This is a genomic window from Pantoea sp. SGAir0183, assembly GCF_043545505.1.
Genome location: NZ_CP028053.1, coordinates 555,353 through 578,826, shown reverse-complemented (window position 1 = coordinate 578,826; position 23,474 = coordinate 555,353). Strand labels below are relative to the sequence as shown.

General features: G+C 56.1%; 23 protein-coding genes. 3 read left to right on the top strand and 20 right to left on the bottom strand.

The window, feature by feature from the left end:
• Window positions 1–198: 198 nt before the first annotated feature.
• On the bottom strand, window positions 199–903 hold the full coding sequence (locus C1N59_RS02780; protein WP_033739997.1) for a pirin family protein: 705 nt from the start codon (window positions 901–903) through the stop codon (window positions 199–201).
• 129 nt (window positions 904–1,032) lie between these two features.
• Between C1N59_RS02780 and C1N59_RS02775 the strand changes: the two genes are divergently transcribed.
• On the top strand, window positions 1,033–1,932 hold the full coding sequence (locus C1N59_RS02775) for a LysR family transcriptional regulator (RefSeq protein WP_033739998.1): 900 nt from the start codon (window positions 1,033–1,035) through the stop codon (window positions 1,930–1,932).
• Between the two features lie 38 nt (window positions 1,933–1,970).
• Here C1N59_RS02775 and C1N59_RS02770 read toward each other — a convergent pair whose 3' ends face one another.
• The 17 genes from C1N59_RS02770 to yihU all read right to left on the bottom strand — a co-directional run bounded on the left by C1N59_RS02770 (window position 1,971) and on the right by yihU (window position 19,668).
• Complete coding sequence (locus C1N59_RS02770; protein WP_039341856.1) at window positions 1,971–3,884, bottom strand: BglG family transcription antiterminator; 1,914 nt, start codon at window positions 3,882–3,884, stop codon at window positions 1,971–1,973.
• A gap of 118 nt (window positions 3,885–4,002) precedes the next feature.
• Entirely contained in the window at window positions 4,003–4,743 is a 741-nt protein-coding gene (locus C1N59_RS02765; protein ID WP_054633036.1) for a 2-dehydro-3-deoxy-phosphogluconate aldolase, read from the bottom strand.
• On the bottom strand, window positions 4,743–5,858 hold the full coding sequence (locus tag C1N59_RS02760) for a DgaE family pyridoxal phosphate-dependent ammonia lyase (RefSeq protein WP_394550263.1): 1,116 nt from the start codon (window positions 5,856–5,858) through the stop codon (window positions 4,743–4,745). Before C1N59_RS02760 ends, C1N59_RS02765 begins: the two co-directional genes overlap by 1 nt.
• Window positions 5,842–6,975, bottom strand: coding sequence for an amidohydrolase/deacetylase family metallohydrolase (locus C1N59_RS02755; protein WP_054633035.1), 1,134 nt, complete (start codon window positions 6,973–6,975; stop codon window positions 5,842–5,844). Before C1N59_RS02755 ends, C1N59_RS02760 begins: the two co-directional genes overlap by 17 nt.
• A 53-nt stretch (window positions 6,976–7,028) precedes the next feature.
• Window positions 7,029–7,673 (bottom strand): DUF4310 family protein, encoded by a 645-nt coding sequence (locus tag C1N59_RS02750; protein WP_054633034.1) that lies wholly within the window; start codon window positions 7,671–7,673, stop codon window positions 7,029–7,031.
• A gap of 13 nt (window positions 7,674–7,686) precedes the next feature.
• Entirely contained in the window at window positions 7,687–8,463 is a 777-nt protein-coding gene (locus C1N59_RS02745) for a DUF4311 domain-containing protein (RefSeq protein ID WP_006118328.1), read from the bottom strand.
• Between the two features lie 33 nt (window positions 8,464–8,496).
• A complete protein-coding gene (locus tag C1N59_RS02740) occupies window positions 8,497–8,793 on the bottom strand; it encodes a DUF4312 family protein (RefSeq protein WP_033740005.1) in 297 nt (98 codons plus the stop codon).
• A gap of 3 nt (window positions 8,794–8,796) precedes the next feature.
• A complete protein-coding gene (locus C1N59_RS02735) occupies window positions 8,797–9,153 on the bottom strand; it encodes an SFCGS family glycine-rich protein (protein WP_006118330.1) in 357 nt (118 codons plus the stop codon).
• Window positions 9,154–9,181: 28 nt separating this feature from the next.
• Window positions 9,182–9,526, bottom strand: a complete 345-nt coding sequence (locus C1N59_RS02730; protein ID WP_044241509.1) for a glycine dehydrogenase — start codon at window positions 9,524–9,526, stop codon at window positions 9,182–9,184.
• Between the two features lie 297 nt (window positions 9,527–9,823).
• Window positions 9,824–11,263, bottom strand: coding sequence for an MFS transporter (locus C1N59_RS02725; RefSeq protein WP_039341841.1), 1,440 nt, complete (start codon window positions 11,261–11,263; stop codon window positions 9,824–9,826).
• A gap of 25 nt (window positions 11,264–11,288) precedes the next feature.
• Window positions 11,289–12,683 carry an MFS transporter gene (locus tag C1N59_RS02720; protein WP_033740007.1) on the bottom strand — a complete coding sequence of 465 codons (1,395 nt, stop codon included), beginning with the start codon at window positions 12,681–12,683 and terminating at the stop codon, window positions 11,289–11,291.
• A 43-nt stretch (window positions 12,684–12,726) separates the two neighbouring features.
• On the bottom strand, window positions 12,727–13,638 hold the full coding sequence (locus C1N59_RS02715) for a sulfite exporter TauE/SafE family protein (RefSeq protein WP_006118334.1): 912 nt from the start codon (window positions 13,636–13,638) through the stop codon (window positions 12,727–12,729).
• Between the two features lie 12 nt (window positions 13,639–13,650).
• Window positions 13,651–15,708 carry an alpha-glucosidase gene (locus C1N59_RS02710; protein WP_039341833.1) on the bottom strand — a complete coding sequence of 686 codons (2,058 nt, stop codon included), beginning with the start codon at window positions 15,706–15,708 and terminating at the stop codon, window positions 13,651–13,653.
• 40 nt (window positions 15,709–15,748) lie between these two features.
• Window positions 15,749–16,591, bottom strand: coding sequence for an aldose-1-epimerase (locus C1N59_RS02705; protein ID WP_006118336.1), 843 nt, complete (start codon window positions 16,589–16,591; stop codon window positions 15,749–15,751).
• A gap of 26 nt (window positions 16,592–16,617) precedes the next feature.
• Window positions 16,618–17,859, bottom strand: coding sequence for a sulfoquinovose isomerase (gene yihS / locus C1N59_RS02700; protein WP_033740011.1), 1,242 nt, complete (start codon window positions 17,857–17,859; stop codon window positions 16,618–16,620).
• Between the two features lie 13 nt (window positions 17,860–17,872).
• Window positions 17,873–18,748 carry an aldolase gene (locus tag C1N59_RS02695; protein WP_054686990.1) on the bottom strand — a complete coding sequence of 292 codons (876 nt, stop codon included), beginning with the start codon at window positions 18,746–18,748 and terminating at the stop codon, window positions 17,873–17,875.
• Between the two features lie 14 nt (window positions 18,749–18,762).
• Window positions 18,763–19,668 (bottom strand): sulfolactaldehyde 3-reductase, encoded by a 906-nt coding sequence (yihU, locus tag C1N59_RS02690; protein ID WP_054633030.1) that lies wholly within the window; start codon window positions 19,666–19,668, stop codon window positions 18,763–18,765.
• Window positions 19,669–19,834: 166 nt separating this feature from the next.
• On the opposite strand from yihU, the gene C1N59_RS02685 reads away from it, so the two are divergent.
• Both C1N59_RS02685 and C1N59_RS02680 read left to right on the top strand, forming a co-directional pair.
• Window positions 19,835–20,731: a sugar kinase gene (locus C1N59_RS02685; RefSeq protein ID WP_054686988.1), complete on the top strand. Its 897-nt coding sequence runs from the start codon at window positions 19,835–19,837 to the stop codon at window positions 20,729–20,731.
• 34 nt (window positions 20,732–20,765) lie between these two features.
• A complete protein-coding gene (locus C1N59_RS02680; protein WP_133745666.1) occupies window positions 20,766–21,566 on the top strand; it encodes a DeoR/GlpR family DNA-binding transcription regulator in 801 nt (266 codons plus the stop codon).
• A 32-nt stretch (window positions 21,567–21,598) separates the two neighbouring features.
• On the opposite strand, the gene cybC is transcribed toward C1N59_RS02680, so the two are convergent.
• Window positions 21,599–21,985 carry a cytochrome b562 gene (gene cybC / locus C1N59_RS02675; RefSeq protein ID WP_054633028.1) on the bottom strand — a complete coding sequence of 129 codons (387 nt, stop codon included), beginning with the start codon at window positions 21,983–21,985 and terminating at the stop codon, window positions 21,599–21,601.
• A 95-nt stretch (window positions 21,986–22,080) separates the two neighbouring features.
• Entirely contained in the window at window positions 22,081–23,421 is a 1,341-nt protein-coding gene (pmbA, locus tag C1N59_RS02670) for a metalloprotease PmbA (protein ID WP_394550262.1), read from the bottom strand.
• Window positions 23,422–23,474 lie beyond the last annotated feature (53 nt).

Below are 23,474 nucleotides of genomic sequence, written 5' to 3'. Positions count from 1 at the left end.
AGGTCAGGGTGGTCTTGCCTGCCTGAATCGCGTGAATAAAAAAGCCGTCCCCTTTCAGGGACGGCTTTTCTCGTTTCTGGCGTCTGATCCCATGACCAGGCTGATGCACACCACTTCGCCCTTCGCTGTCGGCTATCCGTCTTTGCGAGGATATCCACTGTTGTGATACCGCCACAACGCCACGCCAGCAGAAGCGCGTCAGACAGGGATATCGATTACCAGCGCCCGCGTCGGTGTGAGGGCAGCCAGCCACAGTTGCTGCTCTTCCTGCAAAAACGCGCCATCACCACAGCCGAGCGTTTCCTGATGCGATGCACCTGCAGAGGCTTCAAGCGAACCATGGATCGACTGCAGATAGGCGCGCGCGCCATGCAGCGGCACCAGATGCTGCTCGCCAGCCGCCAGCTCAAGCTGGTGGATCCAGACCTGCTGACGCAGTTGCAAGCTGTTGTCGCGGCCATCCGGCGAAGCCACCAGTTGCGAACACGTTCCTGCGGTCAGGCTGATTTTCTGCATACGTGCGTTTTCCCGTTCCGGGCAGGCCGCCAGCCAGAGCTGCATGCGGGTCAGTGAGCGCTCTTTACTGGGATTCAGTTCACTGTAGCTCACGCCCGGCTGGGCAGAGAGCAGCAGTGCCTCACCTTCACCGACGGTAATGTGATTGCCTTCGCTGTCGCGGTACTCCGCTTCACCCTGCAGGACAATATTCAACACGTCCACCTGAGGATAGGTGCGCGGCTGAAACGCCGCGCCGGGTGCCAGCACTTCCTGGTTCAAAACACGTAAAGCGGCATAACCCATTAATTTGGGATCGAAATAGTGGCCAAAAGAGAAACTATAGCGTGCCTGTAGCCAGCCATAATCAGCCTGACCACAATCGGATGCACTGCGTGTGGTTATCATTGTTTACCTCCTGCATCCGTCGGCAAGAATCGACGACGGGTATGATTCCCTTATGGTAAAAGTCTGGACGCCGGATTGTTAGCCAGTTAATCTGCCGGGCATATTCAAATTTCCTGACAGAGAACCAGGATGGCAAAAGACCGTGCGTTAACCCTTGAAGCTTTACGTGTGATGGATGCTATCGATCGCCGGGGCAGTTTTGCCGCCGCCGCCGATGAGTTAGGGCGCGTGCCCTCGGCACTCAGTTACACCATGCAGAAACTGGAAGAGGAGCTGGATGTGGTGCTGTTTGACCGCTCTGGCCATCGCACAAAGTTTACGAATGTCGGACGCATGCTGCTTGAGCGCGGTCGGGTGTTGCTGGAAGCCGCTGACAAACTCACGACCGATGCCGAAGCGCTGGCGCGCGGTTGGGAAACGCAGTTGACCATCGTGACCGAAGCCCTTGTCCCTACCGATGCGCTGTTCCCGCTGGTTACAAAGCTGGCTGACAAGGCTAACACCCAGATATCCATTATGACAGAAGTGCTGGCAGGTGCCTGGGAAAGGCTGGAACAGGGGCGGGCAGATATCGTTATCGCACCGGATATGCACTTTCGCGCCTCAACTGAGATCAATACCCGCAAACTCTACAGCATCGTCAGCGTTTATGTCGCCAGCCCTGACCATCCTATTCATAACGAACCCGAGCCGCTTTCAGAGGTCACCCGGGTAAAATATCGGGGGATTGCCGTGGCCGATACCGCACGCGAAAGGCCGGTGTTGACCGTACAGCTGCTGGATAAACAGCAACGCCTGACCGTCAGTACGATGGACGATAAGCGGCGTGCGCTTCTGGCCGGTTTAGGCGTGGCGACCATGCCCTATAACATGGTAGAGCAGGATATCGCGGAGGGGCGGTTACGGGTCGTCAGCCCGGAATATTCTCGCGAGGTGGACATCATCATGGCCTGGCGTCGTGACAGTATGGGCGAAGCGAAAGCCTGGTGCCTGCGCGAAATCCCCCGCCTGTTAGCAAAGAAACACTGATAACGGGCTGGACGCTATCCAGCCCACCTTGCCCCCACTTACAGCCGACTCAGGCAGTCCAGCGCCACGGTTTTAAAACTGCTGAAGTCAGTGCTGTCGCGCAGGCGCGTCATCGCCCGCTCACGCATAAACGTGACGAAAAGGTCATAAATTGCCATGGCTTCTTCATACTCGCTTTTACTGATTGCCAGCAGAAAAATCACGTAAGCCGTATCGTCGCCCCACGGAATACCCTGTGGAGCCAGCACGGTGTAGACGACCGTTTCCCGGGCCATGAGCCCCAGCGAGTGCGGTAGCGCAATGCCCTCGCCCAGCATGGTACTGACAATGGCTTCGCGTTCCTCCACGGATGCAAAGAAAGCCTCATCCACCACCCCTTCATTCTCAAGCTGATCGCATAATAACCGGAACAGATCCGACTGGCTCATGGGCGCATCAACAATCCGAAAATGCCGGGCATCAAAAAATTTCTCCAACATATAGGGGCGGGTACGATCCACCAGCACCAGCTTACCAATCTGCTCCAGCTGGAATTCGGTCGGGAACGGCGCCACCACCACCACCGGTTTTTCTTTTTCGCTGACCCGCGCGGTAGAGATGACAAAGTCTTCTTCAATACGTTGACGTGCTTCGTATTCGCGCTGAGACAGGCACTGGGTTACCTGCAACTGGGGATAGTTTCGCAGCAGCATCGCTTCAATCATGCGCAGCGTGGAATTCCCGCTGTCGCACACCAGCAGCACCTGAGGGCGACGTTGATAGCCCACGTTGTAATGGCGCTCCAGCCCGACGCCAATATGCAGCACCAGGAAGCCAATTTCATTCTCACTGATGACGTAAGGCGAATATTTGCCCCAACTGGAAACCGCCGCCAGCGTTACGTCATAGGCCATCGGATAGTGCTGCTTGATATTACTTAACAGGGGATTGGGAATATGGATCTGATAACGCACCCGCGTGATCATGGTTTTAATATGGGTGAGCAGATCGGCACGCAACTGAGGATCGTTCTGCAGATCGTAATAGTAGTGTGTGTTAATAAAGCTGAGCAGATAGTCGACCAGCGCATCCGCGTCATCCGCATTGATCGTGCTGGGCGCGCTGTCCTGAATGCGCCGGGCAGCGATATTAACCTGTAGCCAGCTCTCCTCCGCCGGCGAAACGGGCTTGCCGATAAGCGGCAGTAGCGAGTGAATCAGGGTTTGTGCCGCGTCGCGTATCGCATCGTCCATCTGTTCCGTGTCCGCGGGATCGTTAACCGGATAACCTTCGCTGATGCGCCGGACCGCCACCGCACAGTAAAACTGTAAATAGCGTTCACCTTCGTCACTGAGACGGATATGGTGCTGGGCAAAACAGCGTTGCAGGCACGGTTCCAGACTTTCCAGCAGGCCACCTTCCAGGGATTCCGGCGTGATCAGCGGGCTGTCTGGCTGCGACTGATCGATCTCGATCAACAGATCGGTTAAGCAGGTGCGGATCGCCACCTCGCTGCCAAACAGTTTCATGCCGTGGTGCGGTTTGCTTTCAATGCTGAGTTGGTAGCGTCCGAGCCATTCACGTACGTCGGCCATGTCATTCTGCAAGGTCGCGCGGCTGACAAACCATTCTTCTGCCAGCGCTTCCAGTTTCAGCGAATAGGCGGCGGTCAGGAAGCGCACCAGCAGATAGCGGATCCGCTCCTGAGAGGTACGCGGCACCCGGAGAGGGGCACGCGTTTGCTGCTGGAGAATAGTAAAACGCTGCGCGTCGGCAATTTTAAGCTGATAGCCGGCCCCGCGATTCAACACAAACTGCGCGCCGTGCTGTTCCAGTAAGGCATTCAGGGCGGTGATATCCGTGCGTACGGTACGCGTTGACACGGCAAAGCGCCGGGCCAGCTCGTCCTGAGGCAAGGTTTCGTTTTTCAAAGCGTCAAACAGTTGCGCAAGGCGCTGATTAGGAAATCTCACGTCGGTTTACCTGACTGAATGAAGAAAAGAGCAACATTAACAGAGTGCAGGAAACGCGGCTGTACGTCCAGGAAAGGGCGCGCCGGCCACAGTTTTCTGCGCCAGCGCACAACCTACGTCAGGCCAGCAAGGACTTGCTCATTGCCAGAAGCTGTTTGACGTCATCCACGCGGGTTTCACCGCTGGCCTGATCAATGATCGAACTGTAAATATGCGGGATCACCTTGCTGACGCCCGCATCCAGCGCAATTTTTACGATCTCGCTAAAATTTGCCAGATCGATCCCGCCTGTCGGCTCCAGCCAAAAATCCTGCTGTGCACAGGCCTCCGCCACGGCGCGGTATTCTTCCACCCTGTCCAGACCGCCCATGGGGAAATATTTTACCGAGCTGCCGCCCATATCGATCAGCATGGCGATGGCGGTGTCGATGGGCACGATGCCGTCGTTGCGCTGTGAGCTGAGCGGACCGGTCGAAATTTTTACTTTTCCTGGCGTCCCCGTCGGCGAGAGCAAGCCGTTCACCACCGTTTGCGACTGGCCAAGCAGCGCTCTGCTGGTGCCAACGCCGGTAAAGACCTGATTAACATGCTGAGGCTGTAGCTCAGCGGCCAGCTCGCTGACCATGCGTGACTGCCGGGGATCGCCCGCGCCCAGGCCAATCGAGAGCGCATTATTGATCAGCGCAGCATAGTCGCGCATATCCGCGATTGCGGCGTCATGACTGGCGTAATTCTTCGATAGCACACCGACCAGAACGTGCCCTTCTGCCGCCTGCCAGATAGCGCGCGCATTTTCTTTTGAGCCGGCCAGCACGTTGAGGCACAGCCGGTCTTGATAAAAATCAGGGGTAAGCGTCATTAGTGTTCTCCGGTTATCAGCGCCTGAATACGGGTAAAAATGATATGCAGCTGCTCAGCGCTGACGCTACGCACGTCGGCTTCGATAATGCCTTCATTCGCTTTGTAGCCACGGAAGTAAATGGCGATATCACCGTTTTTCAATGCCTGAACCAGATCGCCGGTTTGACGCGCAATTTTGGCTTCATCAAAGTGTATTTCGGCGCGTGCAATATCGCGTCCGGCCGCATCCCAGACGACGCGCGCAGTTACGCCGTCCAGCCCATTGAGGTTGTTAATAAAGGGCGTCATTTTTTCTACCATCTGTGCGCCGGTCACTTTCGGCTGAGTCAGATAGGACTCAATGGCCTGCGTCAGCCCCAGAATCCCCTCTTTGCCCACTTTCATGGTGCGGCCAATGCCGTTGCTCTGGCGCTTTACCCACTCAACAAGCTGGTGCTTACCGATAACCAGGCCGCTGGTTGGGCCTTCAATCGCTTTGGCGCCGCTGTAGATCACCAGATCGGCACCGGCCTGGTAGTAACACAGCAAGTCCTCTTCGGCGGCGGCATCCACAATCAGTGGCACACCATGCTTACGTGCGACTTCTGCGGCCTGTGCAACGCTCAGGTGGCTCTTTTGTACGCAGTGATGTGACTTCACGTAGAGAATGGCGGCCGTCTGATCGGTCACCGCGGCGGAAAGCTGCTGAGCCGAGCATTCATTACTGTAACCCGCTTCAACCGTCCGGCCCCCACCCAGCGCGATCATGCTGCCCACCGGCGCACCGTAGTTCACGTTATGCCCTTTTGGCACCACGATGTCGCGCGGCACGGTCAGCGGTGCACTGTGTAAATTATCCAGCAGCCAGTCATCATCTTTCACAATGACGGCGGCCACGCTCTGGGCTATCCCTGCCGAGGCGCAGGAGACCACCAGCGCATTTTCCACTTTCAGCAGGTTAGCAATATACGCGCCGGTTTTATCGACCAGATCCTTTACTTCAAAGTAGTGCGCCAGACCGTACTTAACCGTATCGATCACCTCATCCGATGGCGTTGAAACGCCCAGTATGGTCATACGACCGGAGGCGTTGATGACCTGCTTCAGGCCATATTTTTCATACAGAGAAGACATGGTATTTTTTTCCTTGTTCAGTAATCCAGCACTCGCCGGCGACAATGGCGGCAAGGGGGATCAGGTGACGATCGCCCTGTTCCGCCAGCCCTTCCGCATCTACAAAGGACACCGGCTCTTGCGCGACGGTAAACAGCGTAAAGTCGGCATCGTAGCCGGGCTCAATACGGCCTTTGTGGCGTAAACACAGGCCGCTGGCTGCCTGGTGAGTCACACAGGCGATAATCTGTGGCAGGGTCATGCCGACATTGAAAAACTTCGACATCACATGGGCCAGGGTATAAACCGGTCCATTGAGGCGGTTACGGCAGTAAATATCCGAACTGATGGTGTCAGGCAAAATGCCCTGTGCGATGGCCGCACGCGCGACCTCGAAACTAAAGCTGGCGCTGCCGTGGCCGACATCAAGCCGTACGTCGCGTGCCAGCGCATGTTTGACGGCGGCACGCAGTTCGCCGTCGGGTGTCAGGATGCGATTGGGTTTGCCGTTATAGCAGTGAGTGATGATGTCACCCGAGGTCAGCAGTTCCGCGATCTCATCAAGGTTGGGTGGGTTGTTACCGATATGCACCATCAGCGGCAGATGGCCGTTTTCCTGCTGAATAGCTTTCGCGAGGACCAGCGGCTTAATGCCGTTTTCGCCCACTACGCTGCTGCTCATACGGGCTTTAAGCCCCACAATAAAGTCGGGGTGACGTTTTACCGCGTCGGCAATGGCCTGGCGATCAATCTGCGTCATGTCCGCCAGTTCATTTTGGGTAATGATGCCAGTGCGTGCGATATTCAGCAGCGCGTAAACCTGCGTGCTCACCGCTCGGGTGCGCTGCCAGAAATCGTCAATGTCATTCGCGCCAGTACTGCCTGCATCCACCACGCAGGTGACGCCGCTTTCCACGCCAACCCGATCGGGATGATCGTGGTAGACGGGGGATTTTTCATAGCAGTGCACATGCGAATCAATCCAGCCCGCACTGAGATAACAGCCTTCTGCCAGCGTTTTCTCGACGGTTGCGTGGCCGCTGATTTCACCTGTGGCGGCAATCTTGCCGTCACGTATCGCAATATCGATCAGGGTTTCATCGGGCAAACGCGCACGCCGCAGAATCAGATCGTACACAGGAACCTCCTTAACTGCCCCGATCGGCCTGAACCGATCGGGAGATAACAGGGTCAGATCGCCACAGGAAAGATCGCGCCCAGGATCATGGCACCCAGGATCGCACCGCCCGTGATCGGTTTATTCCACAGATAGAACACCAGCGCGCCCAGCAAGGATCCGAGGCCGATAGGAATTGAGGCACCCATCGCGGCCAGAATGATCAAGGGTCCCAGGAAACGGCCTGATGCATTGCCCGCCCCCATCATGACGTCCGCACCGTACGTGCTGTTGCTCTGATTGATGGTGAACTTACGCGCCAGGATAATGACGTAACCGATTGCCACACCGAGAATCAGGCCGGTGACCAGCGAAGCCGCAAAGTTGGCGACGGGGAAAACAAAACCCGCTCCGAGCAGCAGCGCCGGCACGCCCAGACCGACACCGGTCTGTATCGCACCACCGATGTCCAGAATCCCGACCAGCGATCCTTCAATGATGCGGGCGAACAGGAAGCTGGCTCCGAAGGCAGCCACCGCCCCATAGACGCCGGTATCGATTCCGGCCCGGAGCATGGACACGAAAGCGACTTCGTTAAACGCCCCAATGCCGTACAGGTAGTACATATGGGTCCCGGCAAACACGCCGGAGGAGAGCAAACCGACAAAAATCGGGAATGACCAGTCGGCATACCAGAAACCTTTGTTTGATTCTTCCATTGCAGACGCTCCGTTATTTGCCGCTCAGGCTGTTATGAATACTGTCGAGCCAGCCAGGAATGCCGAGCTGGAAGGATTGCAGCATCTTCATATCGAAACCGCGGAAGAAGGCGCTGAGGACAAACAGGGCAACGATGGCGGTCATCATGACTTTGGTCACTTTGTGCCAGCCGCTCTCTTCAACCCCTTTGCCAATCAAAATACCCAGCACCAGGCCCGGTACTGCATTGCCCATAATCAGCTGCGCCAGACCGCCAAAAATGGTGGCCCAGAAGCCCGATTTCTTACCGGCATCGATTGCGGCCAGCCAGAAGATGACGGGCATGACCGTGTTCACCAGCAGATTCGCCGCAGGGACCAGCACTTTGACCGCCGTAACCTGCAGGGCCGCCGGAACGGCAGAGGCCGTCGAATTCAAAAACGCGACCACCACCATGCCGATGATGCCGCAGGCGATAGCCATCTTTTTTGGATCGTGCAGCGTTTGCGCGACGTTGCGGTTTTTGACCATGATGGCCGCCGCGCCCCAGTTGGGGATGATGCGGTGATCCACATCCTGGGTGAATGCACCCGCCGCAACGGAGGAAGCCCAGGCATTGAAAAAGAAACCCAACCCAAAAGAGAAGTGAGAAGCGGGATCGCCTTCACAGGAGTTGAGTTCACCCAGTGTGCGAAACGCGCCCATACCTTGTGTCGTCGGCGCGTGGAACATGCGGGCAGCGCCAGCACCCACACCGACGCCCACAAGGCCGCCGATGATTAACGACTTGAGCAAAATGATGAGAAACATCCTCTTTCCTTATTTATGTTGTTTGAGGCTGACTTACACGCGGGTGAACGCAACTTTATCGCCGTCCAGACAGGTCACGTTGATGGTGACCTCCAGATCGACACTGAAGTGCCTGCGCTCGCGTGCCAGGAAAAAGAAAAGAAATTTTTCGGTTCTGACGCGCTCCTGCGCGCGCACCACCTTTACGTCCTGGGGTTCGATGCGCAGCAAAATCTTGTTGGCGTTGCGCAGGACTTCGTGCTGCACCCGGCTGAGCGCATCAGAGAACGCTTTCGCTTTGGTATCGCCTTTGCCGCTTACGGCTACCGAGGTTGTAAAGGTCTCTTTCATTCCTTATCCACCGTGTTTTTTGTGCCAGGCCTGAACCAGACGTTCACCCAGCTCTTCTTTATCCATAAACCCGAAGCCCAGCACGGTGGCGCCTTCGTTGATGGCTGTCACACCTTCATCCACTGAGCGCATGCCGTGTTTGGCTTTGTAGCCATACTTGTTTTGTGCCGTAATCGCCCCCGCACCGCCGCTGCCACAAAAAGAAATGCCAAAATCGGCATTCTCAGCCTTCATCACATCGCCCAACTTCATGTCAGCTGCCACGCCGGGCACGACAACAGCACGCCCGCCCGCTTTCTCAACGCCGGCCGCCACTTTCTGTCCTTTACCTAATCGATCGCCTATTACTACGGTTACCATATGTCTGTACCTCTCATGGTGGTGAAAATCAGTCGTTCTTAGCCACTTCAAAGTGGACGGAGAGCAGCCAGGCTTCTTCCGGCGGTAAATTGCCAAACAGATCCACGACCTGCTGCGCCAGTGCCATTGACGCTGGCGAGATCTCATCGAACAGATCCGCCTCCACCTCCGGCAGCCCTTCACCGGTTACCGATCGCAATGCCATTGCGCGGACATGCGAAGCCAGCATTTGCAGCTGTACCGCATTCGGCTTAATGGACCGCTCGGCAAACAGCGCGCCGATCTGGGTCATTACGCGATCCGCCAGGGCCTGAATCGTTTGCTGCTCGTCTTGTGACGCGTTCATCGCTACCGCTCCATTACACGTGCTCATCGTCTGCATCCCGTTACGCATTCAGCGTGATCACAAACTAAACAGAGTCCGCGCGGCTGTGGAGAACGACTTTTTCCGTTTCGAAGTGGAAATCCTGCACCTGAGCGTGATCGGTGCCGCAAAGTGGGGAGTGAACAGGGGGAGAATGGAGAGTCAGGTTATATAAAACAACAGGTTAGGCTGTCTTACCTGTGCGCAGTGATGCGCCTGTGAACACATAATGCGCGATGGCCGGTACTGTACCGCTGTCACAAAACCGACAAACAGTTACCTGCCATCACGTCTTAACAGAGAAACTTATGGCTTTTCCGCACCCGTCACCTGAACGCAGGCCTCGTTGCGCGTTGGGATAGCAGCAGGGGCAAGAGCGTGCCGTTTACGCTGGTTAATGGCCGCGACAATGCGCGCGAAACGCGCTTCATTGAGCCTGTAACCCCATCCCATAATCAGTGCCGCCGCGATGGCCAGCGTACAGGGCCAGATAAAGATCAACTGCCGCAGCCCCGCCAGCGTGGCATCCGATTGAAGGGCATTCGGCACATAGCCTATTTGTGTCAGCATCAGGCCCGGCAAAAACCCCGCCATGGCGGCAGAGATTTTACGGAAGAAGGTGTAGCCGGTATAGCAGGCGCCCTCTGCGCGGATACCGGTTTTCCATTCACCGTACTCGACGGTATCCGGCACCAGCGCCCAGTTAAGGCTGTTCACAAACGCTGTGCCGAAGAACGCCATACAGGAGAACAGGACGAACATTAGCGATGTGCTGCCCCAGAGAAAATTGCACAGATCGCCGACAGCCCAGAATACTAAACCACCGAGATACACCTGCTTTTTACCCCAACGTTTCACCGCAGCGGGCACCAGCAGCACACCGGCCAGAATACAGCCCATGCTGAAGAAACCCATCCAGGAGAGCAGACTGACATCGTTCAGCACGTACTGGGTGTAATAAACCTGAATCGCCAGCTTGATGTTGAATGCCGCCAGGGTACACAGGTTCGCCAGGCACAGCGTCCGCAAGGGCGGATTGTGAAAGATGGCGCGAAAGGCGGTTGCAACGCCAGGTTTGTGATGGGCGGGCGTGACCTCGACATAGCGTTCTTTCACGCCGCTGTAGCAAAGCCCCATGCACAGCAATCCGCCAGTGACAAAGACGGCAGCCGCCACCTGATAACCCAGCGCACTTTTGCCCACAAACAGCGACTGGATGGGCATAAAGCCTACGGTACAAACCAGCAATCCTAACGTGGCCCCGCCCTGCCGCCAGGCGGCAAGATGAGCGCGCTCGGTGGGATTCCTGGTGATGGCAGGCACCATTGCCCCGTAGGAACAGTTCATCAGACTGTAAAACAGGCCAAACAGCATAAACAGCGCGGTGGCGACAGCCGTTTTACATGTCAGGCTGAGGTCATGCGCCACAAACTGCGCCGCCGCCACCAGCGCGACCGGCAGCGAAAAATACAGGATAAACGGCCTGAATTTTCCTTTTGTGCCAATTGTCCGCCGTGAATCCAGCACGATGCCCGTAAACATATCGGTAAGGGCCGTAAAGAATTTGGCGACGAGGAAAATCATGCCGCCATACCAGGCCGGCATCCCCAGTTCATCGGTGTAAAACTTAAGTAAGTAAAGCGTCCCGATAGCCAGCATCAGGTTGGAGCCGAAATCACCGATGCCGTAAGCAAACTTCTCACGCAGAGGCAGTTTCAGCGTTAAGGGATCAGAACCTGTGTTCATAACGGATCCTTATCACAGAGCCAAATCAGTGCTGACGCTTACGGGCGTCAATCTCGTCAATGATGCGGACATACATCTTTTCATTGAGGTTGTAGAAACACCCCATGGCCACAATCGTGACCACGGCTAACGCACCGGGATAAATAAACATCAGTTGCTTCAGGCCCTCGACCGTACCGGCGCGCTGGACAACGTTAGGCACGTAGCCAATCTGGGTCAGCATCCAGCCGGGGAAAAAGCCCGCCAGTGCCTGTGAGACCTTACGGAAAAAGGTGAAACCGGTATAAACCGTGCCTTCAGAACGCACGCCCGTCCGCCATTCCCCGTATTCGACCGTATCAGAGACTAAAGCCCAGTTAAGACTGTTCACAAAGGCAGATCCAAAAAAAGCCAGACAGGAAAACACGATGAAACTGACGGAACCGCCCCCATAGCAATAGTTGAGCAGATCGCCCACGACCCAAATCAGCAAACCGCCGATATACACTTTTTTCTTACCAAAGCGCCTGACGGCGCCGGGCATCATAAAGACACCGATAAAAATGCAGCCCATGCTAAAGAAGCCCATCCATGACAGCAGGATGGGATCGTTCAGAACGTACTGGGTGTAATAGACCTGAATCGCCAGCTTGACGTTGAACGCCCCCAGTGTGCACAGGTTGGCAATACAGAGAATAAACAGCGGACGGTTACCCGCGATAGCGCGGAAGGAGGCTAACAGGCCCGGGTTTTGCGTGGGGTGGGCAGACGGCTGTTCGACATAGCGCTCCTTTACACCGGCATAGCACCACCACATAAAGAACAAACCAAATGCCGAGAAAAGTGTGGCTGCAGCGATATAGCGGAACTGCGCGCTGCCTTCTGCCAGGTTCATCACCGGCACAAAACCCACAGTACAAATCAGTAACCCCAGCGTTGCACCGCCCTGCCGCCAGGCGGCCAGGGAGGCGCGCTCATCAGGATTTTTGGTGATGGCGGGCACCATCGCCCCATACGAACAGTTCATCATGCTGAAGAACAGGCCATACAACATAAACAACACCGTGGCGACGACCGCTTTACCGGTGATTTCAAACGGCGTACCGATAAAGTTGGCGACAGCCAAAAGCGTGACCGGAAACGCGGCGTACAAGACAAACGGCCGGAACTTCCCTTTCGGGCCAATCCTGCGCCGCGAATCCAGCATGATGCCCGTGCCCATATCGGTAAACGCCGTGAAGAATTTGGCGACCAGAAAGATAATTCCGCCGTACGTTCCCGGCAGCTCCAGCACATCGGTATAGAACTTCAGTAAGTAAAGCGTCCCGATATCTAACAGGATGTTAGAACCCAGATCGCCCATGCCATAGGCCACTTTTTCCCGGAACGGCAACCGCAGCGTCGCAGGCTCGCCGGCAGAAGATACAGTTTGCTGATTCATGATGGTTCTCCGGTTTACCCGCCCGCCTGGCGGGTAACCTTGCTCAGGATGAAGGGGAAGCGTTTTGCTGCTGTGTTTCCGCTTGCTGCTGTGTTTCCGCGCGTATCGCCGCAACTTTTTTGCCCAATACCCACTGCATAATCGCCAGCAGGCCAAACACCGGCACCAGTACCGACCATGCCGGAATCGCCAACGCCCCCTTGATCAGCATGGCGCCGGATGCGATCAGCAGCAGGAGCACCATCAGCCGGAAAGTGCTGACAGAGATGCGTTGGTGAACATACTGGCCCACCAGCGAGCCCAGGATCATGGTGGGCACGCAGAACAGCACCAGCTTGACGGTTGACAGCGTTAAGATGCCGCTGGTCGTCAGGCCGCCAATAATGGCGATGTTACTGGCGGTAAAAAACGCATTGAGCGTGCCACGAAACGCCGCCGGAGCCAGATTTCTCAACATGCCATAAATCACTACCGGCGGGCCGTTGGTCGCAAAAGCCGACCCCAGAGCGCCGGCGATGATGCCCGTCGGCACCACTAGCCAGTTTTTGTCACAGACGGGCAGACGAGGAACAAACAGGCTGTAAAACGCGTACAGGATCAGGAAAGTGCCCAGCCCGGTTTTCATGATGTTGTCCGGGAAACTGGCGAGCGCATAAATCCCCAGGGGAATGCCGGCAAAGGAGAACAGGATAAGCACCAGCGCAGATCGCCAGTGGGTTTCGTTACGTGACAACCAGGTGGCATATAACGCAGTGGCTGTCCCGACAATGACCGACATAGGTGCCGCCATTTTGACCGGCAGCAACAAGGTGATCAGCGGCATCGTCACCAGTGCGCCACCAAAGCCTGCGCAGATACCGATGAAGGTATACAGGAACATGATGGCGATGATGATGCAGACAACCTCAATACTCAGCTCAAGCCCGTCGGGAGTAAAAAGCGTGAAGAAATCCATACCCTTTCTCCTTTATCGCGTCGAACCGGCACTGTCGATCAGCCGTAATGAGGCAAATAACGCCTGCCATTCACTTTCAGCCCGGTAAAAGACGGGCGGCTGACCAAGCGGTGCGTCCACCGTGATCTCGCCACCGCTGGCCGCTTCACCGGTCCAGAGGTTTATCCAGCGATCCTCCGGCAGATAGAGCGTCCAGTCGTGGCGGCCCTCTTCATACACTGGCGCGACCAGCAAATCACGACCAAACAGGTACTGGTATTTCAGCGAGTAGGTGCGGGCATCCGCTTCATAGTGCAGAAAAAGCGGCCGCATAACAGGCAGACCACTGCGGGCATTCTGCGCCACCGCCTGCCTGATGTAAGGCTTTAAGGAAGTAAAGATCGTCGACATACGGGCAAAATGCGCCATGGTTTCGTCATCGCTGTCAAACTGCCAGTTATCGCCGGGACGGTTACCTTCATGGGTGCGCATCATGGGCGTAAAGGTGTTGAAATCACACCAACGCAGCAGCAGTTCTTTGCTCCGTTTCATGCCGTAGAGCGTGGTATAGCCACCAATGTCACTGTGATGCAAACCGTGCCCACTCATTGCCAGCGACAAGGCGGCAGGAACTACCGACGCGAGGCCATCGTCCAGACTCCAGTCAACGTTTTGATCCCCGGCCCACATCATCACGGCGTATTTCTGACTGCCGGTATAACCCGCGCGCATAAAATAGAGCGTTTCGCCGAGCTTGCCGGTTTCTGCCAGCGCGTCGTAGTTACATTTTGCCCACAGCGCAGGCCAGGCATTATGCATAATCTCGGCATGGACACCGTTATGCAGAACCGTATCGGTTGGGAGATATTCGCCAAAATCCGCCATCCAGCCGCCACAGCCCAGGCCGATCAGATTTTGTTTGATAACCTCTTTGAACCAGTTATAAGCATCAGGATGAGTCAGATCGACAACGCCCGCATAGAACTCACCAAATTCAACATGGTAGTCCTGACCGGAAGCCGTTTTGGTGAGATAGCCGTGCCGGGCGGCCTCGTCGCACAGAGGGCGATCGCTGGCGACATAAGGATTGATATAAGAGAGAAACTGGACGCCTTCGGCTTTCCATTGCTGAATGCGTGTATCCAGTTGCGGATAGAGTTCGCTGTCCCACTGCCAGTTCCACATGACACGTTTGCCAAACGACGTCATGCGAATACCGGACCAGTCCTGAGCCCAGATACCGTTAACCTTCACACCCGCCTGACGCATCTTGTCTAACTTCTGCTGACACACGTCGGTGCCGCCCTGAATGCCCAGAATCACGCCATCGTAAACCCAGTCAGGCAATTCAGGCTGGCGGCCCAGCAAGGCGCTCAGTTTTTCCAGCAGCGCAATATAGCTGTCGGCGCATTCAAAGCGTAACGTCGCGCGGTTTTCCCAGAACGCCAGTTCGTGATAATCGGGTGCGCTGAAGTCAAAATTCATGTAGCCGCTGTTGTCCACATGGCAGTAATACTTCTGGCTGCTGACGAAGGTGGGCTGAGGGAAAAACGTCCAGTAATAATCGCCGCCGGCATTCTCCGCACAGTCCGCCTGCCAGGTAACATAACTGTTTTTATTCCGTCCGACGCCCTGCTCACTGGTCCAGAGCGGGAACGGTTTCCCGCGCAGGTCAAAACAGGAAAACTGTTCGCCGCAGCCGTAGATGTGATCCGCCTGCTGCGCTGCCAGCCGTAGCCAGATGCGGTTATGACTGTCGGCGTCATTATTTAGCGTGAGCAGTAAACGCCCGCCGGCATCCAGCCCAACCGTCAGCGTGGCGCTGATGACGTTGCCGCGCGAGAAACGAATGTGCCAACAGTCGGCCTGCGACGTCATGGTGGCCTCAGTCAGGGCCAGCTTTTCATTCAGCCGATCTTTGATACTGAAGTTGCCACGAAACATTTTAATGTCGGCCCGACCGTGCCCCATCCACAGACAGGGCGCTTCCGGGCTGTGGCTCAGAATAACGCGGCCGTGATAAACCAGTGAAAAGCCGTTATCAGTGGCAGTGAGTTTTACCCCTGCCGTTTCAAGATGTTGTAAGTGCATACTGGCCTCTTAGTTGTAGGGTAAGGCGGTAAGGTGATCTTTATCCGGGGCGATCGCAGCCAAGGGTGAAGGCCAGCCGATGCGTCGCCTGCGGTGCGAGCCAGACCAGATCAACGCCGGAGTTAAACGCATCAGGCGGGCAACTCATGGGCTCGGTTGCCAGCCCGGTGCGGCCCAGTTTTTCGCCGGTGTAAATTTGCAGCCAGGGCTGATCGCTACGTAAGTAAACAGAAAGGGACGGCTTCCGGCTGGTCAGGCGCACTTCCCACTGCTGGCCGTCCGTGCCTGTGCGAAGGCTGTCATCAATTTGCGTTGCGCCGAGCAGACGTGGGGAAAGGAAATCGCCTTGCGCTATCGCGGCAGGCAACGTGAGCAGGCACTCGTCCAGCGGCATTCTGTTGCAGGTCAGATACGGGTGCGCACCTGCGCCATAAGGAGCAGGTTCACGTCCTGTATTTTGACTGTCGAGCGTCACCAGCAGGCCCTGCATGGCATCCAGCCGGTACGTCACCGTTGAAACCAGGGCAAACGGATACCCGTAGCTGGGCGGTAAAAAGATTGTCAGCCTCGCTGTGCTGTCGGTATGTTCCGTAATCTGCCAGTCACGCCACGCCAGCAAACCGTGAATGGCGGTTCCCCCTTCGTGATCATTGATCGGTAAATGAAGCCATTTACCGTTATGGTACCAGGTGCCCTTCGCGACGCGATTGGGCCAGGGAATCAGGACTTTCCCCATGTGCGCCAGCGGCAGGGTTTCAGGGGGATGGGGGAGCACCAGATGCTGACCTGCGTATGTCAGTTCAGCCAGACCCGCGCCCACGGTGACAAGGGTGGCCTGATAGTCTCCGGCACGCAGTACAAGGGTTTTTCCGCTGCTGTGCATAGCTGGTACTCCCGTCTGTTTTGGAATTATTTTGCGTTACAGTCCAGTAATCCGGCGGCGACAGCGGGAGCCAGGCCCGGTGCCAGCGGAAGGCGTGGGATGACCAGGCAATGCAGCAGGTGGTAGATATCCTGTTTGCCGTCCCAGACTTTGGTCGTCACCTTGTTTTCGCAATCCAGTTCCTGCCACCAGGAACCGTTTTCGAAGTCCATCAGGTAGGTCATGCAGTAGTCCCACCACTTCTGATACCAGGCTTCGTATTGCGCCTCACCGGTGACGGTATACAGCGCATAGGCGGTTCCCATCGCTTCGACGATAGGCCAGCGTACCCGCTCGCGCACCACGGGCTTGCCGTCCCAGTCCACGGTATAAACGAAACCGTCTGCACCATCGGGCGCCCAGGCATCACGCAGGGTGGCGTGAAATAACCCTTTGGCATCTTCCACTAACCAGGCCGGTGGGGTTTCAAAGCGCGCTTCAAGCGCGGCGTGCAGATGCAGCATCAGTCGCCCCCACTCAATCCAGTGGCCGGGCGTGCCACCATAAGCACGGAAGCGGTGGGCAGGGTTGTCTTTGTTGTAATCGCGCAGTGGCGTCCAGTGCGTGTCAAAGTGTTCATTCACGCGGTAATTATTTTGACGCGCGACATCATGGATGATTACGGACGTGACGCGCAGCGCGCGATCCAGCCATTTCTTATCGTGCGTGACGTCATACACGATCAGGAACGCTTCAACGGCGTGCATATTGGCGTTCCCTCCCCGGTAGTCTTCGGTCTTGCTGAATGCCTCGTCCCAGGATTCCAGGCACATCTGCTCGTCTTCACTCCAGAAGTAACGTTCAATGACCTTGATCGCCTCATCCAGCAATGGACGTGCCGCCGGATGACCGGTGGTAACGGCGCTGGCGGCGCCCAGCAATACAAAAAAATGCTGGTAGCCCTGCTTGGAGGCATCGAGAACGCCTTCATCGTTGACGCAGGCGTACCAGCCGCCATATTTTTTATCGCGAAGCGCACCGTTTAACGCATTGATACCATGTTCAACCAGTTGATAAGCCCCGGGCCGCCCCATTGAGGCCGCCACCGCATAGACGTGCAACATGCGGGCGGTAATCCACAGGTGCGTTCCCTTATCGGGTTTGACCTGACCGTTATTACCCAGCCAGCCAAATCCGGTTGGCACCGCCGCATGCTTGCCAAAACTGAAAATCCGATCGGTTTCCTGTTCGAGCCAGCGATTGTGGCTTAAGGTGTTAAACCATTTCATCTGCTTCTCCCTATTAACGTTTCGCCATCATTTCATCTACGATCTCGCCCAGCCGTTGCAGTCTGGGAACAGAGATATCCCGCAGCATCAGGTCGGTATCGGGCAAACCAATAACCGAAGACCAGACTGCGCGGCCCGCCAGGAATCCGGAGGCACCCGCCTGCATGGCGACTCTGACGGCTCGTGGGAATAATTTTTCGTCGATGCCAGAGGAGAGGATGACCCACGGCATCATGATCAAATCGTTAAGTTTCTGCGCGGCCGTCAGCAGGTCGGCTTGTGAACCTTTGCCGTACAGCGGCATTTCCACCTTATAAAGATCCGCTCCGCTGTTACCCAGTTCCTTCGCTGCAGCGAGGATCGCCTGCTCGCGATCGAAGCGATCGCCCCGGCGCGGCGGTCTGACAACGGGTTCGATAATGCTGAGCAGACCATGGCGGTGACAGCGCGCAGTGAAGGTATTCACCATATCGAGCCGCTGCTGTGCGTCTTCATCGCTGCGCCACAGCACCAGCAGCTTGAGCGCCTTTGCCCCGTCACGCTTGACGGCCTGAGGATCGACGCGGTGATCAATCTCCACACTGTCAACCGGCATGCCGTTGCCCGGGATAAACGCATCCGCCGCGACAATGATGCCGCAACCGGGCGACACAGCCCGCTGCTCCACAATCTGCTGAAAGCAAAATTGCTGATCCACCAGGATGGCGGAGGCATAAGGCGATAACACGCTGGCGGCATTCACTTTGAATTCGGTCAGAACCCGATCGCTGACCGGCTGTGGCGCATCCGCGGCGGCAAACATCAGCCGCATCGCTTCACGCTGATCCACAGCCAGCATGGCGAAACCACCTGATGGCCGGGCGATGTCTTTAAGGGTGTAATGAGTCATGTGCTTTCCTCTGATTAAGCGTCACAAGGGGTTGTCGAAGGTGAGAGGCCTGCGCTGGCGCGCACGTGTTCGAGAAGGGCGGTCCAGTCCTGACGTCCGCGTCCGGCGGCGCGCGCCTGGCTGTAAACCTCACGTGAGGCGGCCCCGAGCGGCATGGGCACATGCAGCTGGTTAGCCACATCCAGCGCGATGCCCAGGTCTTTATGAGCCAGATCGATCATAAAGGCCGGTGACAGGTCGCCTTTCAGCACCTTATTTGGCCAGGTCGTGGTGAAGTGCCCCTTCCCTGCTGGCGTGCCGTTCATGACCTGTAGCGCAACGTCCAGCGGCAGCCCCAGCCCTTCACACAGCACCGCCGCCTCTGCAGAGAGCGCATTCAGGGCGATACTCATGTAGTTATTAATCAGCTTGACGCGAATCCCCATGCCCGGTCCGCCAGCCACCACCACCTCATTTCCCATGGCCAACAGCAGCGGTTTTGCCCGCTCAATCTGTTGCAGTGTTCCGCCTGCCAGCAGCAACAGCGTGCCGGCGATAGCATGATCGGATGTACGCCCAACCGGCACGTCCATCATGCTGAAGCCGCTCGCCCGCATCTCGTTAATCATCTGGTCGGTCTGTAGCGGATGGATTGTCGACATATCGATCACCAGTGCCGAAGGCGACAGCGTGGTACAGACGCCCTGATCACCTGACAGGACAGCGCGCACCAAATCGCCATTGGGCAGCATGGTGATAACGAATTCAGCCCCTTCGGCGGCCTCGGCTGGAGAACGGGCAGCCTGTGCGCCTTTTTCCACTAACCTGGCAACCGCCTCGGGATTGACGTCAAACACCCTGAGCTGATAGCCCTGCTTAAGCAGATTGCTCGCCATCGGCGCCCCCATTTGCCCCAGTCCAATAAACGCTACTTCCGCCATACCGCTCTCCCAAACCCGATTAATGTCACATTTTGTCCGATATATGATTCTTACTGTCTTTTTCGGATCATATTTGTAATTTATGGTCAAAAAATTGACAGGTGTCACTTTTAAAACATTTGATGAAATTAAAATGACAGCACGAGAAAATGTCTGAGGAAGAGTGATGACGCGCATAGCTTGTGTAGGGATTACCGTACTGGATCGCATCTGGTACCTGGAAACGTTACCGCATCAGGGCGGAAAATATGTCGCCAGCAACTATCGGGAAGTCGGCGGTGGCCCGGCGGCCACGGCAGCCGTCGCGGCTGCAAAGTTGGGTGCGCAGGTAGATTTTATTGGCCGGGTCGGGGACGATGACACCGGGAAAAGGCTGCTGTCCGAGTTAAACAGTTACGGCGTAAATACACGTTATACAAAGATTTTTAACGCTGCCCGCTCCTCGCAATCTGCCATTCTTGTGGATGCTGAAGGCGAACGTATCATCGCCAACTATCCCAGCCCGGATTTACCCGACGAGGCCGACTGGCTAACGGAAATCGATTTTTCTCAGTGGGATGCCGTGCTGGCGGATGTCCGCTGGCATCAGGGCGCAAAATGCGCCTTTACGCTGGCACGCAGGTCCGGCGTTCCCACCATTCTGGATGGCGATGTGACGCCACAAAACATTGCTGAACTGGTAACGCTGAGCGACCACGCGGCGTTTTCCGCACCCGGTTTGCAGCGTCTGACCGGTATGGAAAGTGACGCCAGTGCGCTGAAAAAAGCACAAATGCTCACAAAAGGCCATGTCTATGTGACACAAGGCGTTCAGGGTTGCCTCTGGCTTGATGCGGGCACATTACAGCATCAGCCAGCTTTTCATGTCAGGGTGGTCGACACGACCGGTGCCGGCGATGTGTTTCATGGCGCACTGGCATTCAGGCTGGCCCAAAAGCCCGCCGTGGCGGAAGCGGTGCGCTTTGCCAGCGCTGTCGCGGCCTTAAAATGTACGCGCCCGGGTGGCCGGGCCGGTATTCCCGATTATGAGCAAACCTGTTCTTTTATGTCAGTTAATGGTTAAACTGACAGCCAAAGTGGTCTTCAGAGAGCAGCTCATGATCCTTACGGACGTAACCGGTAATCCTCGCCACGATCGTTTACTCAGCCTGATCGCCGAACGTGGCTACATGAATATTGATGAACTTGCGGTGCTACTGGATGTGTCGACGCAAACGGTACGCCGCGACATTCGCAAACTCAGCGAACAGGGATTGATTACCCGTCATCATGGCGGCGCAGGCCGCGCATCCAGCGTGGTCAATACCGCCTTTGAACAGCGCGAAGTCTCACAAACCGATGAAAAACGATCTATCGCTGACGCCATCGCTGACTACATTCCTGATGGTTCCACGGTGTTTATTACGATTGGCACTACCGTGGAGCATGTGGCCCGCGCCCTGATGAACCATAAGCATCTGCGGGTTATCACCAACAGCCTGCGGGTGGCACATATTCTGTATAAATGCCCCCAGTTTGAAGTCATGGTGCCCGGCGGCACGTTGCGCCCACACAATGGTGGCATTATTGGTCCGGTGACCACGGCCTTTGTGGCCAGTTTCCGGGCGGATTATCTCGTCACCAGCATGGGCGCCATTGAGAGTGACGGTGCGCTGCTGGAATTTGACGTCAATGAGGCCAACGTTGCACAAACGATGATGGCGCATTCGCGTCATATATTGCTCGCCGCCGATCATACTAAATTCCAGGCCTCGGCCGCGGTGGAGATGGGCAGCGTGGCGCAGGCGACAGCCCTGTTCACCGATAAACTGCCGGGTACGGCGCTGCAAAACCTGCTGAAAACCCATCAGGTTGAAGTGATCCTGGCTAAGCCGGGTGGCGATGAGGGGGCGGAATAATTAACCCCGGCAGTGCCGGGGTTAGCGTGGGTTTAGCGGAACTTCTTGTGGTTTTCGTTACGGATAGCAGCCAGTTTTTGCGCTTCTGCTTTGGCTTCATCCAGCTTGCCCTGCTTAGCCAGTGCATCGGCTTTATCAATCTGGGCAATCAAATCATCCATGCCTTTGTGAAAGTCTTTCATTTCCGGGCTGTCCGGTGCTTTGCCTTCCAGTTTGTCCGGGGTGCCTTTTTTGGCATCTTCGGCTTTGGCGCGCAAATCACTTAACATTTTGTGCAGCTGATCGGCGCTTTTCGCCCCATCCAGCGACTTGTAAATACCCGCCATCTCTTTCATATCGTGCTCAAGAGAAGCCGCACCGGCGGTGACATTAACAGATAACAAGGCAACAGCTAACAACGACATAAACGCTTTACGCATGCTCAGCTTCCTTTTTATTGTGAAAACGCTGCTTATAAAAAAGCGGAGGGTCGATGCCCTCCGCTTGCTATCGCCTACACAACTTAAAAGAGATTTTACTGTCCGGCAATATACATTTCGGGTAACAAAACAGAACCACACTGAATATTGCTGCGGGTTTCAATGTCATCGCCTACGGTAACAATGTTCCGCCACATATCGCCTAAGTTACCTGCAATCGTAATTTCACTTACCGGATACTGAATCTCGCCATTCTCCACCCAGAAACCGGCTGCGCCACGCGAATAATCGCCCGTGATGGCGCTGACGCCCTGTCCCATCAGTTCGGTCACGACCAGCCCGGTGCCCATCTGCTTCAGCATGTCGTTGAAGCTGTGACCCTGACCGGCGATGCGCCAGTTATGAATGCCGCCCGCGTGACCGGTGCTGGTCAGGCCCAGCTTGCGCGCAGAATAGCTGGTCATCAGCCAGGTTTGCAGCACGCCATCTTTAATGATGTCGCGGGCCTGTGTACGTACGCCTTCGCTGTCAAACGGCGTGGAGGCCAGGCCTTTTAACAGATGCGGCTGCTCCTGAATGGTCAGCCATTCAGGCAGAATCTGTTTGCCCATCGCATCCAGTAAGAATGTGGATTTACGATAGACGCTGCTGCCGCTGATAGCGCCGACCAGATGGCCGAACAGGCCGGTCGCGACTTCCGGCGCAAAAATGACCGGCGCTTTCATGGTATCGAGCTTACGCGGTGCCAGGCGCGACAGCGTCCGGCGAGCGCACTCTGCCCCAACCCAGTCCGCGCTCTTTAAGTCCTCAATGGCGCGGCCAATGGTGTACGCATAATCACGCTCCATATTGCCGTCCTGCTCAGCAATGACGCAGCTGGACAGCGAATGACGGCTGGAACAGTAGCTTTGCAGCATGCCGTGGCTGTTACCAAAGACTTTGATACCGACATGACTGTTAAAACTACCGCCTTCAGTATTGGTGATGCGTTTGTCTGCCTGCAATGCCGCCTGCTCTGCCTGTGCCGCCAGCTGGATAGCATAATCGGCATCGATCTCCCACGGATGGTAGAGATCCAGATCCGGTGCGTCATAAGCCAGCAGTTCGGCATCCGCCGGGCCGGCAAAGGGATCCGGCGAGGTATAGCGTGCAATATCAATCGCCGCCTGCACGGTTCGTTTAATGGCATCCGGGGTGAGATCGGTCGATGACGCACTGCCTTTGCGGTTTTGGTGGTAAACAGTGATGCCCAGTGCGCCATCACTGTTGAATTCGACGTTTTCCACTTCGCCGTAACGGGTACTGACACCAATACCGGTGGTCTTGCTCACCGCGACTTCCGCGCCATCCGTACTTGCTTTTGCCAGTTCAAGCGCCTGTGCAATTGCCTGTTCCAGTGCTTTTCGCTGTTCTGCAACTTGAGTTGATACGTTCATCGACCTGCCGTCTAATCTTATGGTTGAATAATTTGAGTCTATCAGAGTCAGAG

Coding starts and splice junctions, on each gene's coding strand:
- C1N59_RS02720 (WP_033740007.1), bottom strand. CDS start 12,683: ATGAATCAGCAAACTGTATCTTCTGCCGGCGAGCCTGCGACGCTGCGG.
- C1N59_RS02780 (WP_033739997.1), bottom strand. CDS start 903: ATGATAACCACACGCAGTGCATCCGATTGTGGTCAGGCTGATTATGGC.
- C1N59_RS02735 (WP_006118330.1), bottom strand. CDS start 9,153: ATGGTAACCGTAGTAATAGGCGATCGATTAGGTAAAGGACAGAAAGTG.
- C1N59_RS02685 (WP_054686988.1), top strand. CDS start 19,835: ATGACGCGCATAGCTTGTGTAGGGATTACCGTACTGGATCGCATCTGG.
- C1N59_RS02775 (WP_033739998.1), top strand. CDS start 1,033: ATGGCAAAAGACCGTGCGTTAACCCTTGAAGCTTTACGTGTGATGGAT.
- C1N59_RS02680 (WP_133745666.1), top strand. CDS start 20,766: ATGATCCTTACGGACGTAACCGGTAATCCTCGCCACGATCGTTTACTC.
- yihS (WP_033740011.1), bottom strand. CDS start 17,859: ATGAAATGGTTTAACACCTTAAGCCACAATCGCTGGCTCGAACAGGAA.
- C1N59_RS02695 (WP_054686990.1), bottom strand. CDS start 18,748: ATGACTCATTACACCCTTAAAGACATCGCCCGGCCATCAGGTGGTTTC.
- C1N59_RS02730 (WP_044241509.1), bottom strand. CDS start 9,526: ATGAGCACGTGTAATGGAGCGGTAGCGATGAACGCGTCACAAGACGAG.
- C1N59_RS02745 (WP_006118328.1), bottom strand. CDS start 8,463: ATGTTTCTCATCATTTTGCTCAAGTCGTTAATCATCGGCGGCCTTGTG.
- cybC (WP_054633028.1), bottom strand. CDS start 21,985: ATGCGTAAAGCGTTTATGTCGTTGTTAGCTGTTGCCTTGTTATCTGTT.
- C1N59_RS02740 (WP_033740005.1), bottom strand. CDS start 8,793: ATGAAAGAGACCTTTACAACCTCGGTAGCCGTAAGCGGCAAAGGCGAT.
- C1N59_RS02750 (WP_054633034.1), bottom strand. CDS start 7,673: ATGGAAGAATCAAACAAAGGTTTCTGGTATGCCGACTGGTCATTCCCG.
- C1N59_RS02710 (WP_039341833.1), bottom strand. CDS start 15,708: ATGCACTTACAACATCTTGAAACGGCAGGGGTAAAACTCACTGCCACT.
- pmbA (WP_394550262.1), bottom strand. CDS start 23,421: ATGAACGTATCAACTCAAGTTGCAGAACAGCGAAAAGCACTGGAACAG.
- C1N59_RS02705 (WP_006118336.1), bottom strand. CDS start 16,591: ATGCACAGCAGCGGAAAAACCCTTGTACTGCGTGCCGGAGACTATCAG.
- C1N59_RS02760 (WP_394550263.1), bottom strand. CDS start 5,858: ATGTCTTCTCTGTATGAAAAATATGGCCTGAAGCAGGTCATCAACGCC.
- C1N59_RS02765 (WP_054633036.1), bottom strand. CDS start 4,743: ATGACGCTTACCCCTGATTTTTATCAAGACCGGCTGTGCCTCAACGTG.
- yihU (WP_054633030.1), bottom strand. CDS start 19,668: ATGGCGGAAGTAGCGTTTATTGGACTGGGGCAAATGGGGGCGCCGATG.
- C1N59_RS02725 (WP_039341841.1), bottom strand. CDS start 11,263: ATGAACACAGGTTCTGATCCCTTAACGCTGAAACTGCCTCTGCGTGAG.
- C1N59_RS02715 (WP_006118334.1), bottom strand. CDS start 13,638: ATGGATTTCTTCACGCTTTTTACTCCCGACGGGCTTGAGCTGAGTATT.